Origin of the sequence: Rheinheimera oceanensis (genome assembly GCF_018831085.1) — a bacterium.
Taxonomy (GTDB): Bacteria; Pseudomonadota; Gammaproteobacteria; order Enterobacterales; family Alteromonadaceae; genus Alishewanella; species Alishewanella oceanensis.
This window is the reverse complement of sequence record NZ_JAGPNM010000001.1, coordinates 575,689-594,110: the sequence shown is the minus strand read 5'-3', so window position 1 is coordinate 594,110 and position 18,422 is coordinate 575,689. Positions and strand designations below refer to the sequence as shown.

Genomic DNA, 18,422 nt, shown 5'->3' with positions numbered 1-18,422 from the left:
AATTAAACTAATGGATACCTCTTTTTGAGCTAAACGGCAAATGTTAATTACTACTGCACTGAGCTCCGCTTTGCTTTATCTGGCAGTATTTTTGTTTAACTTTATGAATTAATTTTAAAAAATAAACCTACAGAGCTGCTTTTTTTACGAGCAGATTTTTACCGTAGCAAAGAGGCGGCTAAATAAGCCAATAGCGTGTTGTGGGTAATATGGTTAAATTTTCGTCGTATTGGGTTTGCAAAGGCAAATTTTTTTGTGTATGTTCATTTGCAATGACAGCGTTGTCATTAAGTGTCCGGGATGAAGTAAAACAGTAAAAATTAAAACAGGAACGGGAGAAGCATATGCAGCACAATAAAATTAATAAATGTGCCTTAGCAGTGAAACTCAGCTTGTTGGTAGGAAGCGCCGCATTAACAATGCCGGCATTTGCCGCTGATCAGGTTGAAACAACAGAACAGGTTGAAGTTATAGAGATCCGCGGTATCCGCGCGTCACAAGAGGCTAACTTAAATGCCAAGCGCTACTCAAATGCCGTGGTAGATGTGGTTACGGCAGAAGATATCGGCAAGTTTCCTGATAAAAACGTTGCCGAGTCATTGTCACGTATTACCGGTGTCGGTGTAAGCCGTGAGTTTGGTGAAGGTGAAAAAATTACAGTACGCGGTGCCAGTTCATCTACTAACCGTACTTTACTTAATGGTCAGACCGTAGCAACAGCAGACTGGTTTATTCTGGATAATCCGGGGCGTAGCTTTAACTACACTATGTTGCCGTCAGCACTGGTATCCGATTTAGAAGTTTATAAATCGCCGCTTGCCAGTATTGATGAAGGTTCGATTGGCGGTACGGTTATTCTGCGTACACGCAAACCGTTGTCGATGGATGCTAATTCAGTCAATATTTCTCTGGAAGGGCAGTATTCAGAAACGTCAGAAAAGTGGGACCCTCAGATCTCTGGCTTGTATTCCTGGAAAAACGATGACGACAGTTTCGGTATTTTAGTGTCGGCTATTAAGCAGGATCGTAAAGTTGTTCGTGAAGGTGTTGAAGTTCTGGGCTGGCCAACTAACCCTGATTTAGATACAAAAGTACCGAGCCATATTGGTGTGCCTCGGTTTGAACAAGACCGCGAACGCGAAACCTTGTTTTTGTCATTACAGGCAAGACCAAATGACAATCTGGATATGGTGCTGAACGTACTGGATTCTAAAGTAGACGCCAACAACCAGAACCAGAACTGGCTTATTTTTGTCAATAACAATGCCGCTGCACTGACAAACACGGTCATCGAAAATGGCAGTATTGTTGCAGGTGAAGTCGCGACGGGTGGTACAGCGGCATATAACTTTATTAATCGTGTATCTTCTACTGAAACCCGATCTATAGACTTCGATCTGACCTATAGTGCAGAAACGTTTGAATTACATACTCAGGTAGGCCATACCAAAGCCAAAGGTGGTACTTATCGCGAAACGTCATGGGAATATGGTACCCCGGCAGATATTACCGGCTACACCTTTGATTTGCGTGGTAGTAAACCATCGGCGTCAACTACGGTAGATGCGTCTGACCCTACTCAGTTCCGGCCTGGCTGGATATGGGGTGGCGAAAAACCAACAACTGACGAAGAAACCTATGGTCAGCTCGATTTCACTATTCCGGTACAAAAAGGAGCGTTTTCAGCAGTAAAAACCGGCGTTAAATATCGCGTAGCTGAACGTACTCAGGACCGTATTGCTTATAGCTGGCATGGCCCACAAACCATGACAGGTAACGAGGATGTTGCAGGTAGTTATCTGGATCATATTTTTGCCAGTTGTTACGATTTAGCCCAATGTGGCCTGTTCAGCGGCACCGTTAATATTGATGCTGTAGTAAATGGCAATATGACACGGCAACTGGCTCATAACCGTGCTGTTATGGAACAAATTGCTTTTGAAGGGCTAAATGGTGTACCGGCAGATTATGCTAAATCACTTAATTTGCCAGAAATCTGGAGTGTTGAAGAGAATATTTTAGCGCTGTATGTTCAGGGGGATTTTGAGGGAGAGGGCTTCCGCGGTAACGTTGGTATTCGTTATGTTGATACCAAACAAACCTCTGGTGGCTATGAATTTTCCGGCGATTCCTGGGGCTTACAAACTATAGATCGTGAATGGTTGACACCGGAGTACCTGGCTTGGGTTGAAACGGATAACGACTACAGTGAAGTGCTGCCCAGCCTGAATATTGCTTTTGATTTATCAGACGATCAGATCCTGCGCTTTGGTGCTGCGCGAGTGATGGCACGGCAAGACTGGAATAATATTTCATCTTCTATCACCTATGGTTCGCTTGACGTAGCCCAGCCAACGGGTAGTGCCAGCAACCCAATGTTAATGCCACAAATTGCTGACCAGTTTGATATATCCTGGGAGTGGTATTTTGATGCATCAGCCTTGTTTGCAGTAACGTACTTCCATAAAGATGTAAAAAGTTACCGCAGCTTCTCAACCTTTGTGGATGAGCGCTACTGGGAAGAAGGCGAAGAGTGGGTCGATGTTACCTTTACCCGCCCTGAAAATGGCCCAGGTGGTAAAACAGATGGTTTTGAAGTGAGTTATCAGCAGGCGTTTGGTGATTTTGGCATAAGTGCCAATTACACCTATACCAATGCTAAACGTGATGAAACGCGCGATCTGACTTTGCCGGGATCGGGCCTGGTTGAAGGTACATCCAGACATATGGCTAATGCCAGCGTGTACTATGAGACAGATAAAATTGGTGCCCGTTTAATGTATAACTACCGCACTGAATGGTACAAAGGCCTGCACTATAACGGTGATGAGTTATGGAATGACAGTTATGGCCAACTGGATGCCAGTCTAAGTTATAACCTGACCGACAATATTACCTTCTCCCTGGAAGCTGTTAACCTGACCAATGAAGAAGTTGTTGAATACAATACTGATAAAGCCCGGTTATTTTCAATCTATGAAAATGGCCGCCGTTTTGTTGCCGGTGTTCGTATGAACTTCTGATTTGCGAAATGTTGACCGTAAGGCCAAGGTTGGTACTGCTTAGCAGTACCAACCTTTATATTTTCAGCTACTGAGTGGAGGTAATTATATGAAAGATGTTACCCAGTGGCACAACGTCGATGAAGCTTTGTTCCGGCAGAAGATTGTTCCGTTACATCAGCCAGCGATATTGCGCCAGGCAGTAAAACACTGGCCTGCAGTGCAGGCTGCTTTGCAATCAGATATGCAATTACAACAGTATTTTGCCGCGCTGGATAACAGAGCTGAAGTCAATACAGTTCTGGCTCATCCGGACAGTGGCGGGCGTTTAAGTTACAACGACACGCTGACAGGGTTTAACTTTGAACGGCAAAAGGCGCCCGTTACGGCTGTTATTAATGAGCTGCGCAAAATTAATGGTAAAAAAGATGCGTTGCATATAGCAGTGCAAAGTGCGCGGACTGATGCCTGTTTACCAGACTTTCACCGTTTTAATACTATGCCGTTGCTGGCGGCAGATATTTGCCCACGGATCTGGGTAGGAAACCGCATAATAGTGCCAGCGCACTTTGACAATGCAGATAACTTGGCCTGTGTCGTGGCGGGGGCACGGCGTTTTACCTTATTTCCTCCAGAGCAGGTCAGCAACTTATATATCGGCCCGCTGGACTTCACCCCGGCTGGAGCTCCCATCAGTATGGTTGATATGCTAAAGCCGGATTTTGCCGCACATCCTAAATTCAAAACGGCGCTTGAGCATGCTCAATTCGCTGCGCTTGAACCTGGCGATGTACTGTATATACCTACCTTGTGGTGGCATCATGTGGAATCATTGTCTGCAGTTAATATTCTTATCAATTATTGGTGGGGTGGCTCACTCGGTGATGATGCGAATCAGGCTTCACCGTTTGATAGTCTGTTGCACACCTTAATAACAATAAGGAATCTGCCACCAGAGCAACGGCAGCATTGGCAGGCATTTTTTAATCATTTTGCATTCCATGCTGATGGCAACCCGGTAGCACATTTAGCTGATACACAACAAGGGATTGCAGGTGAACTGCCGAACAAGCGGGATGCCAACATTAAAGATTGGCTGATAACGCAGCTAAAAACTATGTAAGCAGAGCAGTGATTTGGTATTGATCCCATTGTTGACTTAGCGCATGATAACAGCGCATTGCTGATGGCGTTCGGGGTAGACGACTTATAACAACATCTTTGCCATCAGTACTTCTCAAATCCATGAACAGAATAAAGAGCAGTTTATGACTTCAACACCTAAGATTGTGCCGTTAAATAAAGAACAGCACGCCGCAACTAAAATCAATAATAACAACGCCTTTTCTCATATCAGCAGCGAGCATTTATTACCGGTAGTGGTACACGAATTTGTTGTGGCTGGTGCTGAGTTTCCTATTGTTTTTGTAAAAGCTAATGACACTTTTCAGCCGGTAGCTATGCTGGGCCTGGCTGCACAACAAAACCTGTTTATGCAAAATGACCAATGGCAGGCGCTGTATGTACCGCGTGCAGCACGCAATTACCCGCTGGTACTGGTAAAAGATAAGCCGGATGGCGACCGCCTGTTGGTAGGCCTGGATGAAAGTTCTGAGCGTGTAGGCCAGGCTGAAGGTCATGCTCTGTTTAACGATGATGGCAGTGAAAGCGAATTTTTAACCCAGCGTAAGCAGCAAATGGCTGAATATGTTGATATGGGCATGATTACCCGCAACTTTGTGGAAAAATTGCAAAGCCTGGAACTGATTAAAGAACAGGTATTAACGCTGACAATTAAAGGTGAAGAGCGCCGTATTAACGGTATTTACCTGATTGACGAGCCAAAACTGAATGAACTGAGTGATGAAGTGTTCCTTGAGCTGCGTAAGAGCGGTTATTTAACTGCGATTTATGCCCAGCTGATGTCGCTGCAGCATACACAGAAACTGGTAAAGAAAATCGCTGACGCCAGTTAAGTAATAAAGCTAATGGCTTGATGCTGTTAGCTTTGTTGTTGGTGTTGCCTGAAAGCCAGCTAGCTTAGGTTAGCTGGCTTTTTTATATTCAGGGCCTAAGGTCGGGGATTACCGTACGGCTTACGGTATTGCCAAGGCGGCTGCGCAGCCAAAGTGTGGCTGGTTGTGCTGGCGCGGCAGCCGGGCAGGAGTGCCAGTTCTGGCCCTGATCGGTGCTGCACTCGGTGGTTAAAAACGGTAGCGCGGTATTAACCTTAAGTTGTTCTGCGTTTAGTTTTACGCCCGGCGGTGGCAGGTAAAAACTGCTGTTATTCGCGGCCAGCCGGCCCAGCTCAACCTGGCTTAAGCGCAAAGCAAACCGCTGCCAGTCCTGGCTACGCTGGATGCTATTATTATTGGCCTCCCAGCTGGCTTTATGCCAGGCGCGCTCGGCCAAAGCCAGCAGGCGGGGGTAAATCATTTGCTCCAGTTGCTCTGCTGTGCGTATGGTTTCGCTCCACACCTGGCCCTGAATACCCAGGATATTTTCTGCCTGCTTCAGTGCCGGCATTTCGCGGCCAACCAGAGCTTCTAAATCGGTAATCAGGGCGCCACTGCGGGTAGTATCGGCATTGGCGTATAAATTGTCAGGCATAAAGCCAAACACTTTATCAATACTGCTAAAGCGGGTAGCCCAGTAATAGCCGCGCTCGGCGGGGTTGGCTTCGTGCGGGTGATCAAAATACAAATGCGTACCGGGCGACAGGATCACCTGATAACCATTATTCGCCAGCCGGTAAGCGCGATCGCCCACGCCCCATTCCCAGATATTGTCCCAGGCATTGGCGATTACCCGCTCGTTAGCAAACTGGCTGCGGTTAAAGGTATTTTGCCGGTCGTACATTAAGCCGTCTTCCCAGCCTGCCAGCGCAAGGCCGCGCCTTTGGGTAATATCAGCCAGCCGGCTGACAAAATAGGGCTTTAAATCGGCTACGCCTGCTACGCCATTGTCCGGTGTGCTAAACAGTTGCTGGCAGGCGGCAGAGCCCAGCCAGGAACCGTTTGCTACTTCATCACCGCCCATATGAAAAATATTCAGCTTAATACCAGCCTGGCGATACATTTGTTGCAACTCATACACTACTTTATCGACAAAGGCATAGGTTGAGGGCAGACAGACATTAGCTGAATTGTCGTTGTAGTTTTGCACGCTAAGGTAACTGGAGCTGTCGTTCGGATCAGACAGCAAATACTGGCTGGCAGCCTGGGGTTGGCCGGCGGCCATTAGGCGGTTATAACGGGCTTTCATAGCCACAATAGCGGCCCTGGCATGGCCTGGCAGGTCAATTTCCGGTATAACTTCAATATGGCGCTCTGCAGCGTATTGTAAAATTTCAATAAAATCGGCTGTGCTGTAATAACCATTACCAGAGCCATCCGGGTGCGGGCCGGTACCCAGTTGGGTTAGCAGACAGTGCTGCTCGGTTAAATCAAAGCAACGTTTGGCGCCAATATCAGTCAGCTCCGGCAGGCCGGGAATTTCCAGCCGCCAGCCTTCGTCTTCTGTCAGGTGCAGGTGTAGTTTATTCAGTTTGTAGCGCGCCATATTATCAATCAGCCGCATAGTGACTGCTTTACCATGAAAGTTACGCGCCATATCGTAATGCATGCCACGCCAGGCAGCACGTGGCTGGTCGGTTATGTTACCTGTAGGTAGCAACAGTTTGTTGTCTTGCTGTTGTAATAGCGCCAGTAATGACTGCACAGCATAAAATGCGCCGGCATTATCTTTACCGGTAATACGGATGGCTTTATCGCTGATATCAAGCTGGTAGCCTTCTGCGCTGACAGCTAAGCTGCTATCTACCTGTAATGTTATCACACTGGTTTTTTTATCTGCTGCCGCGCTGCTGCCGGGCAGGGCTAAGCCTAGTTGCTGTAATTGCTGCTGCAGGTATTTTGCTTCTTGCGTAAGGCGGCCACTGAAGTGAATGTGCCAGCTGTTATCCAGTGTAACGCGGCGCTTACTAAATTCTGCCTGCAATGGCGTAGGTATAATGCGGGTACTGACATCATCGCTTATACGGGCACGGTTTAACTGCTCGTTGTGGCTAAAACGCAAAGCTGCATCTACTACCGGCACCTGATCCGGCTCGCCCAAACTACGTAGTTGCTGCTCTGCTGTGTTTATAGGCTGCACAAACCGGCTGAAGTCTTCAGTGTCAGTATTGGTAAAAACTTCGGCCTGCAGGTTAGCAAAGGCAATAAAAGCACGTGGCATAAAATCACTGTAGCTTACCATCCAGGGGCCAGACTCAAACGGCAGTGTTAATTGTTGCGAGGGTTTAAGGCCGGCAAAGCCTGCTACGGGACTAATGCGGTGCAGGTCGCCCTGCACGTGCTCAATTTGCAGCCCATGCTGCTGGGTATGTTCTATCCGGCGGATTAAATGAAAGTATATTTGCCAGTCTGCTGCACCGGCAGGTAAAGCGACCGCAGAGTTATTCTGTAAAATAATAGCTGCGTTAAAACGTGAAGGCGTATTGAGCTGGTTTGACTGCACAGTAAATTGCAAAGTACTGTTTTGGGCAAATTCTGCCAGTTGTTGCTGGGTCCATGCTGCCGATGCCGGAGCTGTGCTTAGCAGCAGTAAAAAAATCATAACGCGCATAAAAAGTTCCCCTGTTGTAGCCGGTGCTGTACCAACTGCACCGGCTTGTTATTTTAGTATGTTAACAAACAACTCAAACATATTATGTAAATTTATGATTATATTGTTAATTTTAAATTTAATGCGGCCAGTGTCGTAAAATGCCAGCCTGATTTTTAAACAAGACACTTGTTATTTGTCAGATTTATTATATGCTGGTTTTTAAAAATGACAACGCTGTCAATTTGCTAAGCTAACAGGCAACAGCTAATAGCAGACAGCCACAGTGATGACAGCCAGAGGCATCAACACAATTTGCAATGAGGTTTACAGGATGAGTACAGCGCTGAAGGCCGATACGCCTTTATATTTAGGAATAGACGGTGGTGGCAGTAAATGCCGCGCTGTTATTGTATCGGCAGATCAGCAAATTTTAGGCGAAGGCTTGTCCGGCCCGGCTAACCCGTTGCGTGGCATGAAAGTAGCAACAGACTCTATTTTAACGGCTACCCAGCAGGCGCTTAGCAGTGCGGGGCTGGCATTTAATGATATGTCGCGCTTAATTGCCGGTGCCGGTTTAGCGGGTGTTAATATGCCACAATATTACCGGCTTTTTTCTGCCTGGCAGCATCCGTTTAAAACGCTACACCTTACCAGTGATTTGCATATTGCCTGTATGGGAGCGCATCAGGGGCTTGATGGTGCAGTCATTATTGTTGGCACGGGGTCTTGCGGTCTGGCCGAAGTAAACGGTCAGTTGATAGAGGTGGGCGGCCATGGTTTCCCTTATGGTGACAATGGCAGCGGCGCCTGGTTTGGTATGCAGTTGCTGCATAAGGTATTACTAAGCCTGGATCAACTGGCGCCTCCTACGCAAATGACAACCTTGCTGCTACAAGAGCTGGCTGCCAGCAATAGCATTGAGGTGGTGTCGCATTTTATGCAGGCAACGCCAACTACTTATGCCAAATATGCGCCTCTGGTATTTATTGCCGCAGAGGCTGGTGATGCTACGGCATTACAATTGGTGCGTCAGGGCGCAGAGTTTATCAGCGCTATTGCCGACAGGTTGCTTAGCATAGCGCCGCCCAGATTATCTTTTATTGGTGGCTTGGCGCATAAACTGCTGCCGTATCTGCCAGAACATATTCAGCAACAGGTTACACCGGCATTACAACCGCCGGAACTCGGTGCAGTGTGGTTTGCCCGTCAGCGCAGCCAACTGCCATCTTCCGTTATGTCGTTATAGGTAAGAAGTAAAAATGAGCAACAGTATTATGGCTCTGGAAGCCACAGAAGCGCCACAACGTATTGCCGAGCAACTGGCAGCCAATGCCGCTACCGTGCAGCAGGTGGTAGAACACATTCGCCAACGTGCGCCAAAGTTTGTCTATATGGTGGGGCGCGGGTCTTCTGATCATGCCGGGGTATTTGCCAAATATTTAATTGAAATAGAAGTTGGTTTGCCGGTAGCTGCCGCCGCGCCGTCTATTGCCAGTGTATACAACAAATCATTGCAGCTGGCCGATGCGCTGGTACTGGTTATTTCACAGTCGGGCCGTAGCCCGGATATTCTGGCACAGGTTGATATGGCCAAACGTAGCGGCGCTATGGTGGTGGCATTGGTAAACGATACCACCTCTCCTCTGGCAGAGCTGGCGCATTATACGCTGCCGCTGCATGTTGGTGCGGAAAAGGCAGTGGCGGCGACCAAAAGCTATCTGGCTACCTTAAGTGCTATTTTGCAGTTGGTGTCGGTTTGGTCGGGTAATCAGGCACTGCAACAGGCGGTGCAGCAATTACCGCAAAGTTTGCAGGCTGCTATCGAATTACCACAGCAGTTAACGGCACAGGCGTTAGAAAAAGTGGCACATCTGGTGGTATTAGGCCGTGGTCTGGGCTATGCCATTTCCCGCGAAATTGCACTAAAGCTAAAAGAAGTGTGTGGCATTCATGCCGAAGCGTTTTCCAGTGCTGAGTTTTTACACGGCCCGGTTACACTGGTAAAAAACCAGTTTGCTATTGTTGATGTCACTATAGAAGATGAAAGCTTAAGCGCACACCGCAGCCAGATAGAAGATGTACGCAGCCGTGGTGCTGCCATAGTGCAGTTGCACCACCGTGGTGTAAACGCCGATGCGCGGGTATTACCGTTGCTGGTATTGCAGCGGTTTTATCTGGATGTTGAAGTAGTGGCGCGCAGCAGGGGCATTAACCCCGATGCACCGCCGGGCCTGAATAAAGTGACCAAAACGGTATAACCCAACCTAAGGGTAGTGAGTACATGCAGCAGTTAAGTGTCAGCCGCCTGTTTGACGGCGAAAAGTGGTTTGATAATGTCAGTGTCGTAATTAAAGACGGCATTATTCAGGCGGTAACACCGGCAGCCGGTGCAGTGCAAACGGGTTTACTGGTGCCCGGTTTTATTGATGTACAGGTTAACGGAGGTGGCGGGGCGTTATTTAATACCGCTCCCAGCCGCCAGACACTGCGCACCATGTTGCAGGCACATGCCCGTTTTGGTACCACAGCTATGCTGCCTACGGTAATTACTGACAGCATTAGTGTTATGCAGCAAGCTGCTGACACTATTGCCGATGCTATTGCCGATGCTGAGCCCGGTATTATTGGTGTGCATTTTGAAGGGCCGCATTTGTCGGTACCAAAAAAAGGTGTGCACCCGCAGCAACACATCCGGCAATTAAGTGAAGCGGAGTTGGCAATATACGGCCGTACCGATCTTGGTGTTAAGCTGGTGACAGTGGCGCCGGAAAATATCAGCCCGCAGCAAATACAGCAGCTGGTCGCGCTGAATGTAATTGTTTGCCTTGGACACTCCAATGCCGACGCGGCTACCGTACAAGCCGCGCTGGCTGCCGGTGCCAGCGGTTTTACCCATCTTTATAATGCTATGTCGCCGCTGACCTCGCGCGAGCCGGGTATGGTTGGGGTTGCACTGGCAGATGCCAACAGCTGGTGCGGGGTTATTTTTGACGGTCACCATATGCACCCGGTGGCTGCCAAAGTGGCGCTGGCTGCCAAGCCTAAGGGTAAACTGATGATCGTCACCGATGCCATGTCGCCGGTTGGCACTTCAGATAGCGAATTTGCTTTTTTTGACGGCAAAGTTATCCGCGAGGGTAACAAACTAACCAACGAAGCCGGTGCGCTGGCAGGCTCGGTACTGGATATGGCAGCCGCCGTGCAATATGCCGTGGAACAGCTTGATGTGAGTGCTGCAGAAGCCTTACGTATGGCGTCGTTGTACCCGGCGCAGTTTTTAGCACAACCGAACAAAGGCCGTATAGTAGCCGGGGCGCAGGCAGATTTAGTATTACTGAATAATAACTGGCAGGTGCAGGCTAACTGGATTAACGGTAAGCCGGTATTTGCTGCCGAATAGCATAATAATAAAAGCGGGGAATAAATATGGAAATGACAGCTGAGCAGGCAAAAAAGCGCAGCAGCATACTGCCAATGATCATAGTGGCGATGCTGTTTTTTGTACTGGGGTTTGCTACCTGGCTTAATGGCTCGTTAATGCCTTATCTGAAGCAGATGCTATTGCTAACACCGTTTCAGGCATCGCTGGTGTTGTTTTCATTTTATATCGCCGTAACCTTTACCGCGCTGCCCTCTGCCTGGCTTATCCGTAAAGTAGGTTATAAAAATGGTATGGCGCTGGGTATGGCCACAATGATGCTGGCCGGGTTGCTATATATTCCGGCGGCCCAAACCCAGACCTTTGCCTTATTTTTGTTAGCGCAGCTGGTTATTGGTACCGGCCAGACTTTATTGCAAACCGCGGTAAACCCTTATGTGGTTAAAATTGGCCCGGAAGAAACTGCGGCTGTGCGTATCAGCATTATGGGTATTTTAAATAAAACTGCCGGTGTAGTTGCGCCCATAGTTTTTACTGCCCTTATCGCCAGCAGCTTTGTTGCACCTGCCGGCACGGAGCTTAGTGCAGAGCAGATTGACACTATGGCAGCCAGTTTAGTGTTGCCTTATCTCGGGTTAGCTGCCTTTTTGGGTTTGCTGGCCCTGGCAGTGAAGTTTTCACCATTGCCAGAGCTGGAAAAAGAAACCGGCGAAGGTAACAAAGCCGGGCAGGTTAAAGCCGCGCTGGCAAGGCCCAGCCTGGCACTTGGGGTGCTGGCACTGTTTGTTTATGTTGCGGTAGAAGTGATCGCCGGTGACACCATCGGCCTGTTTGCATTATCGCTGGGAGTGGAGCGGTATACCGTAATGACGTCTTACACTATGGCTTGTATGGTGCTGGGTTATGTTTTGGGCATAGTGCTGATCCCAAGAGTGCTGTCGCAGCAGGCTGCACTGGCAGTATCAGCTGTGCTGGGCGTAGTGCTTACGCTGGCAATTGTTATGGGGGATGCTTCATCTTATGTTATAGCCAATACGCTGCTGGTGCCTTTTGGTGGTACAGCCTTACCCGACACCTTGCTGCTTATTGCGGTATTAGGGCTGGCAAATGCTATTGTCTGGCCGGCAGTGTGGCCTTTGGCGTTGTCTGGTTTGGGCTCACTTACCAGTGTAGGCTCGGCGTTACTGATTATGGGTATTGCCGGTGGTGCCTTTGGCCCGTTGTTTTGGGGGCTGGCCAGCGGCAGCGCGCTGGGGCAACAGGGCGCTTATATCGTGATGCTGCCCTGTTACCTGTTTATTCTGTTTTATGCGCTTAAAGGCCACAAATTAACCCGCTGGCGCTAGAGCCAGCCCGATACTGTGTTAGCTTAAAAGCGGTATTCCCAGGTTGCCGCCAGGCTACCGCGTTTTATGCGTAGTTCTGGCTGCGGCGATTTATCGAACGCCCGGCCTTCAATGCTTAGCAAGCCGTTAAACAGCGGTTGGCGGTATTCCAGTCTTAACTGCCAGTTTTTCAGCTCTGAACTGGCAGCAAGAAATTCACCCCGCAGCACACTAACTGCCCAGCTGTAGCCGTCAAATGTCTGATAGCGGTAACCTGCTGACAACACTCTGGCATCGGCACCATAACCGCTGCCGATCACCCGGCCATAGCGGCGGTAGCCTTGCGGATAAATGTCGCCTTCGTAGGCGCAATCACCGGCCACCATTTGCTCTTCACAGCGGATATAGGTGTCAGACCATTCTAAATTCAGTGTGTGCACCGCGCTTTCACTGCCAAAGAAAGTACGCACGCCATACAGTTGCATGGGTTTACCTAACTTGCGGCCACCGTTGTCGTCTGCCAGTTCGGTATAAAAGCTGAACGGGCGGTTAAACAGATTTGTGTGAAAAGTCATGTCCAATGCGGCCAGGTTATCGGCGTTGTTATCATCATTGAATAACAACATATCGCCGAAGGCATCCAGGCCGTTATCCAGTGTCTTGCCACCCCACTGGCTTACCCGCGATACGCCAAGTTCCAGTTGCGGCAAGGGCCTGGCGCTGAAACGTGCACCAAAATGTTTAATCTGTTGCGGGATGCTGCTGTGCTCACCCTGGCCAACAAAGGTAGTAAAGCTCCACGGGCCTAACCAACTGAATAACATAGTGTCACTCTTTTGCCAGCTGTGGCGGCTTAAGCGCAATGACGGGATCGGGCGGGCATTATTGGTTACCAGCAGTGAGGTTTGCTGGCCGGGTCCCCACCATAATGGCTGCTGATCCAATGCCAGTACCCAGTTGCCGGCAATAACGGCCATATAGCTGCCGTCGTAGGTTAATTCCTGCTCAGTGCTGCCATCTTCCGGTTCACGGTAATTAATCTGGGTTTTCGCTGCCCAGTTATCACCAAGATACTCTTTAAATACACTGACACTGGCTTTATCAAAGTAAGTTTCGCCAAAGCTTTGATACAAAGAGGGATCTGAACTGGCTTTAAGTTTAATACCGGCAATATAGCTGTGCTGATTCGCATTTAATGCTGAGCGCACATGGGCCAGGGCAAAGCGCAGCTCTTCTGTGGGTAGCTCTTGCGCCGCCGCTAAATCAGCAACTATGTTTTTCCACATTAGCGGGTAGGTATTTACCGGGCCGGTAATTACACCAGCGTGAGACAGTGTTTGCAGTGACTGGCGCAAATAGTTATCGGTAGTGTCTACCCAGGGCGCAGCCACAGCTGGCAGGGCAAACAGCAATGCAGTTAATAAAGCGGGTTTAAAAGTCATAGTTTAAATTTAGTTTTTAGTGCCTGTTCAACGTGGCAGGGTACGAAACTGGAGACATCACCGCCATGGCGGCATACTTCTTTTACCAGCGTTGAGGAGATAAAGGTATTTTTTTCGGACGGTGTCATAAAAATACTGTCCAGCGCCGGATTTAACTGGCGGTTCATGCTGGCCAGCTGAAACTCATATTCAAAATCTGCCACTGCGCGCACACCACGGATCAGCACCTGTGCTGATTGCTCTTCAGCAAATTTAGCCAGTAAGCCTGAGAAGCCAATAACACTAACATTGCTGATGCCGGTAAAAGCCTGTTGGGCCAGTGCTACCCGTTCGTCCAGACTAAACAGTGGCTGTTTACTGGGGTTAGCCGCGACAGCCAGTATAACCTGATCGAATATACGGGCAGCCCGCTGCACTAAATCGGCATGCCCATTGGTGAGTGGGTCAAAGGTGCCTGGGTAAATAGCTTTTATTTTCATTGAGTTGTAAGCTTTCCTTGGCGAGGGCACAGCAGTGGCTGTCCTGCGACTAGAGTTTTTAGTCAATTTGGCGTTACTATAGCAAATTAATTTAGCTAACAATAAGCCTGTTTCGCAGATGGAAAAGAAGTTAAGAACTAAAGATAAAATTCTGCAAGCCAGCATAGAGCTGTTTAACCAGGTTGGTGAGCGTCAGGTCACTACCAATCATATTGCTGCCCACCTGGGCATTAGCCCGGGTAATCTGTATTACCACTTCCGTAATAAAGAAGACATCGTCCGGCAGATTTTTAAAGAATACGCCAAGTTGCTGGAAACCCGTATTAAACCGCCGTCAGACAAAGCTGAAGCTTTAGACGCGCTGGCCTGTTATCTGGATGCGGTGTTTGAGCTAATGTGGCGTTTTCATTTCTTCTACGCCAATTTGCCGGATATTCTGTCGCGTGATCCCGCTTTGCAGCAAGACTACCTGCAAGTGCAGCAAGGCGTGCTGGCGCGTGTTATTGCCGTACTAAAAGCACTGAAGCAATCTGCTGTGATCCAGATTGACGATGACGATATTACCGATCTGGCGCATAGCATAAAACTATTGGTGACATTCTGGATCAGCTATCTGAAAACCCAGGCACCGGATCAGGCGATTGATCAGGCCAGCGTATATCAGGGGGTGCTTAAGGTATTGCTGTTATTTAAGCCTTATGCCACCGAGCAAGCCCGGCCACGTATCGCCCGTTTGCAGCAGCATTACGAAGCCTTGGCCCGGTAAGGCTGTTTAGATATTGATGTTTATGTAGTTTAAACTTTACAGCTGCAGGTCTGAGCAGCGCTTTGGATACGTTAAAAGCGCTGCAGGACAACGCTATAAGCTTTACAATGGCGCCGTTTTTTTCTGTTCTCTTACCCCCGCAACAGGAGGCTTTATGCGCAATGGCGCTTTTCTGCAACATCTACAACAACAAATAGACGATGTGAAAGCAGAAGGTTTGTACAAAGCAGAACGTATTATTACGTCTCAACAACGTGCTGACGTTACTGTTGGTGGCCAGCAGGTACTGAATTTTTGCGCTAACAACTATTTAGGCCTGGCCAATCACCCTGATTTAATTGCTGCTGCGCAGCAGGGCTTAGCCAGCCATGGTTTTGGTGTGGCGTCGGTACGCTTTATCTGCGGTACCCAGGATATTCATAAAACGCTGGAACAAAATATCAGTGCTTTTTTAGGCACTGAAGATACCATTTTGTATTCATCCTGCTTTGATGCTAACGGCGGCTTGTTCGAAACCATTTTAGGCGCCGAAGATGCGGTAATATCTGATGCGTTAAACCATGCCTCTATTATTGACGGTGTGCGGTTGTGTAAAGCCAAACGTTACCGTTATGCCAATAACGATATGCAAGAGCTTGAAGCCCAGCTAAAACAAGCCGATGCCGACGGCGCCCGCTTTAAGCTGATTGCCACCGACGGTGTATTCTCAATGGATGGCGTAATCGCCGACTTAAAAGCTGTGTGCGACCTGGCCGATAAATACGGCGCCATGGTAATGGTAGATGACAGCCATGCTGTAGGTTTTGTTGGTAAAAATGGCCGTGGCACCCATGAATACTGCAATGTGATGAACCGCGTTGATATTATTACCGGTACCCTGGGTAAGGCACTTGGCGGCGCGTCCGGCGGTTATACCTCAGGTAAAAAAGAAGTGATTGAGTGGCTGCGTCAGCGCTCACGGCCATATTTATTCTCTAATTCGCTGGCGCCGTCTATTGTCACTGCCTCTATAAAGGTGCTGGACATGTTGGCGCAAGGCGATGCGCTGCGGGCTAAACTGTGGGATAACGCCAATTACTTTCGCGAAAAAATGTCTGCTGCCGGTTTTACGCTGGCCGGTAAAGACCACGCTATTATTCCGGTAATGCTGGGCGATGCCAAAGTCGCGGCAGAAATGGCCAAACGTATGCTGGCCGAAGGTATTTACGTGGTGGGTTTCTCGTTTCCGGTGGTGCCAAAAGGCCAGGCGCGGATCCGCACCCAGATTTCAGCAGCACATACAACAGAGCAACTGGATAAGGCGATTGCAGCCTTTATCCGTATTGGTAAAGACATGGGCGTGATCGCATAAGGGCGGGGCGTGAAAATGAAAGCATTAGCAAAGTTAAAAGCAGAACCTGGCATTTGGCAAACCGAAGTAGACAAACCGGAGGTTGGCCCAAATGATGTGTTAATCCGCATTAAAAAAACCGCGATTTGTGGCACCGATGTGCATATCTATAAGTGGGACGAGTGGGCACAAAATACTATTCCGCACGGTATGGTGGTTGGCCATGAATATGTGGGCGTAATTGAAGGCATGGGCTCGGAAGTGCGTGGCTTTAACATTGGCGATCGCGTCTCCGGCGAAGGCCATATCACCTGCGGCTACTGCCGTAACTGCCGTGCCGGTAGAGTGCATTTATGCCGCAATACTATTGGCGTTGGTGTAAACCGTGCCGGCTCTTTTGCCGAGTACCTGGTGATCCCGGCCTATAACGCCTTTAAACTGGCTGATAATATTCCGGACAATATCGCCGCTATTTTCGACCCGTTCGGCAATGCTGTGCATACTGCCTTGTCATTCGATTTAGTTGGTGAAGATGTACTGATAACCGGTGCCGGCCCTATCGGTATTATGGCCGCTGCAGTGGCGCGTCATGTTGGTGCCCGCCATGTAGTGATTACCGATGTAAACCCATACCGGTTGGAGTTGGCACTGAAAATGGGAGCCACCCGTGCGGTAGATGTGAGCAAGCAGAATTTAAAAGACGTGATGAAAGAGTTGGGTATGACAGAAGGCTTTGACGTTGGCCTGGAAATGTCTGGCGTACCGGCAGCATTTCGCAGCATGCTGGATACCATGAACCACGGTGGCAAAATTGCCATGCTGGGGATCCCGCCGTCTGATATGGCAGTTGACTGGAACAAAGTTATTTTTAAAGGACTGATAATTAAAGGTATTTATGGCCGGGAGATGTTTGAAACCTGGTACAAGATGGCCAGCTTAATTCAATCCGGGCTGGATTTAACACCCATGATAACCCATGAGTTACCAATGGAGCGTTTTCAGGAAGGCTTCGACATTATGTGCTCTGGCCAATCCGGCAAAGTGGTACTGAACTGGTCTTAACACAGTGAAGTAGGTCAGATACAGCAAAAAGCGAACTGAGGTTCGCTTTTTTTATGTCTGTTTTTTTGCCAGTAACATTGAGTTACAAGTGTGTATTTAAAATAAGATTTTTTAAGTGGTTATTTTTAAATGTTTTTTGTGAGTTGGAGTGGTTTATGCATTGTGCTGTTGCAAGCTATTGCATTACTACAACCAATAACAAAATTCAGAGGTATATCCATGTTGAAGTCTATATTGTTTGCTCTATCAGCTTTGGTACTGAGCAGCCTGGCGTTGCCGCAGACCGTGCAGGCTGCACCTATAATGACACAAGAATTCCTGTTTGAAGATGGTACCAGCTTTGGTGTGTTATCTGTTGATCTGGATAACATCGACGAGTTCGGTAATGTACTTCAGTGGGAAGCATTTGAGCTGTTCGGTTTTACCATCGGTGAGAGCTTCCTGTTTCTGGCAGAATATAACCCGTTAAATCTGGCGGCAGGTTTTACTTTCTTAAGCTTCGACGTAAATGATATCTCCAACTCTTTTGCTTTCCAGGGCTTCTGGGACAGCGCTTTTGGTGAAGGTTTCATGGATATTTTCACTCCTGATGGTCAATTCATTGATGCAGGTTCTTTCTACTTAAGTAACGTTACTTTAGTGTCTGAACCAGCAACGCTGTTTTTGATGCTGGGTGCTGTTGGTGGTTTGTTACTGCGCCGCCGTCAGGGTTAAGTGTCAGCTTTTTTATCAGTGAAATTATTTGTGGTTAACAACTATGGTAGCTTGTTCACACATGTTGTCTCTGCTGCAAGAGGCAACATGGCTACCATGTTTGTGTTTGTAAGCCATATTGAAGTGTCAGCTTTTTATGCATTTCTGTCAGGCTGCTTTTGCGTTAAGCAGCGTTGTTAGCAGATATAAAGCAAACCGGTTGAAGAAATCCAGGTTAAAAAATAGTGCTCGAATAAATATCGTCAGTTGCCGTAATAAACGCACTGCTTTGGTTTAACTGAACCTGGCTGTTTGCGTTTAAGGCTCTGATGGGTA

14 protein-coding genes are annotated in these 18,422 nt (G+C 48.3%); 11 read left to right on the top strand and 3 right to left on the bottom strand.

Going from position 1 to position 18,422, the window contains the following annotated elements; all coding sequences use genetic code 11:
- Window positions 1-344: 344 nt before the first annotated feature.
- From J3B89_RS02750 to J3B89_RS02740, 3 genes are all read left to right on the top strand, one after another.
- Window positions 345-3,023 (top strand): TonB-dependent receptor, encoded by a 2,679-nt coding sequence (locus J3B89_RS02750; RefSeq protein ID WP_251372177.1) that lies wholly within the window; start codon window positions 345-347, stop codon window positions 3,021-3,023.
- 88 nt (window positions 3,024-3,111) lie between these two features.
- The gene (locus tag J3B89_RS02745) at window positions 3,112-4,125 is read left to right on the top strand and encodes a cupin-like domain-containing protein (protein ID WP_215395965.1); all 1,014 of its coding nucleotides are present in this window, start codon (window positions 3,112-3,114) and stop codon (window positions 4,123-4,125) included.
- A gap of 145 nt (window positions 4,126-4,270) precedes the next feature.
- Complete coding sequence (locus J3B89_RS02740; RefSeq protein WP_215395964.1) at window positions 4,271-4,978, top strand: SapC family protein; 708 nt, start codon at window positions 4,271-4,273, stop codon at window positions 4,976-4,978.
- Between the two features lie 88 nt (window positions 4,979-5,066).
- Here the strand turns inward: J3B89_RS02740 and J3B89_RS02735 are convergent, their stop codons facing one another.
- Window positions 5,067-7,628, bottom strand: a complete 2,562-nt coding sequence (locus J3B89_RS02735) for a family 20 glycosylhydrolase (protein WP_215395963.1) — start codon at window positions 7,626-7,628, stop codon at window positions 5,067-5,069.
- Between the two features lie 313 nt (window positions 7,629-7,941).
- Here J3B89_RS02735 and nagK point away from each other — a divergent pair, with 313 nt between their 5' ends.
- Genes nagK through nagP form a run of 4 tightly spaced genes read left to right on the top strand, consistent with a single transcriptional unit; the run spans window position 7,942 to window position 12,335 of the window.
- On the top strand, window positions 7,942-8,856 hold the full coding sequence (nagK, locus tag J3B89_RS02730) for an N-acetylglucosamine kinase (protein WP_215395962.1): 915 nt from the start codon (window positions 7,942-7,944) through the stop codon (window positions 8,854-8,856).
- Between the two features lie 13 nt (window positions 8,857-8,869).
- On the top strand, window positions 8,870-9,868 hold the full coding sequence (gene nagB-II, locus J3B89_RS02725; RefSeq protein ID WP_215395961.1) for a glucosamine-6-phosphate deaminase NagB-II: 999 nt from the start codon (window positions 8,870-8,872) through the stop codon (window positions 9,866-9,868).
- A 23-nt stretch (window positions 9,869-9,891) separates the two neighbouring features.
- On the top strand, window positions 9,892-11,010 hold the full coding sequence (gene nagA / locus J3B89_RS02720; protein WP_215395960.1) for an N-acetylglucosamine-6-phosphate deacetylase: 1,119 nt from the start codon (window positions 9,892-9,894) through the stop codon (window positions 11,008-11,010).
- A 26-nt stretch (window positions 11,011-11,036) separates the two neighbouring features.
- Entirely contained in the window at window positions 11,037-12,335 is a 1,299-nt protein-coding gene (nagP, locus tag J3B89_RS02715; RefSeq protein ID WP_215395959.1) for an N-acetylglucosamine MFS transporter NagP, read from the top strand.
- A gap of 23 nt (window positions 12,336-12,358) precedes the next feature.
- On the opposite strand, the gene J3B89_RS02710 is transcribed toward nagP, so the two are convergent.
- Together J3B89_RS02710 and coaD are read right to left on the bottom strand one after the other, a co-directional pair.
- Window positions 12,359-13,756 carry a capsule assembly Wzi family protein gene (locus tag J3B89_RS02710; RefSeq protein WP_215395958.1) on the bottom strand — a complete coding sequence of 466 codons (1,398 nt, stop codon included), beginning with the start codon at window positions 13,754-13,756 and terminating at the stop codon, window positions 12,359-12,361.
- On the bottom strand, window positions 13,753-14,235 hold the full coding sequence (gene coaD / locus J3B89_RS02705; RefSeq protein WP_215395957.1) for a pantetheine-phosphate adenylyltransferase: 483 nt from the start codon (window positions 14,233-14,235) through the stop codon (window positions 13,753-13,755). Before coaD ends, J3B89_RS02710 begins: the two co-directional genes overlap by 4 nt.
- Before the next feature lie 118 nt (window positions 14,236-14,353).
- Between coaD and J3B89_RS02700 the strand changes: the two genes are divergently transcribed.
- The 4 genes from J3B89_RS02700 (at window position 14,354) to J3B89_RS02685 (ending at window position 18,107) form a co-directional block, all read left to right on the top strand.
- Window positions 14,354-15,001 (top strand): TetR/AcrR family transcriptional regulator, encoded by a 648-nt coding sequence (locus J3B89_RS02700; RefSeq protein ID WP_092789429.1) that lies wholly within the window; start codon window positions 14,354-14,356, stop codon window positions 14,999-15,001.
- 154 nt (window positions 15,002-15,155) lie between these two features.
- A complete protein-coding gene (locus J3B89_RS02695) occupies window positions 15,156-16,352 on the top strand; it encodes a glycine C-acetyltransferase (RefSeq protein ID WP_215395956.1) in 1,197 nt (398 codons plus the stop codon).
- 15 nt (window positions 16,353-16,367) lie between these two features.
- Window positions 16,368-17,393: an L-threonine 3-dehydrogenase gene (gene tdh / locus J3B89_RS02690; RefSeq protein ID WP_215395955.1), complete on the top strand. Its 1,026-nt coding sequence runs from the start codon at window positions 16,368-16,370 to the stop codon at window positions 17,391-17,393.
- 219 nt (window positions 17,394-17,612) lie between these two features.
- On the top strand, window positions 17,613-18,107 hold the full coding sequence (locus tag J3B89_RS02685) for a PEP-CTERM sorting domain-containing protein (protein ID WP_215395954.1): 495 nt from the start codon (window positions 17,613-17,615) through the stop codon (window positions 18,105-18,107).
- Window positions 18,108-18,422 lie beyond the last annotated feature (315 nt).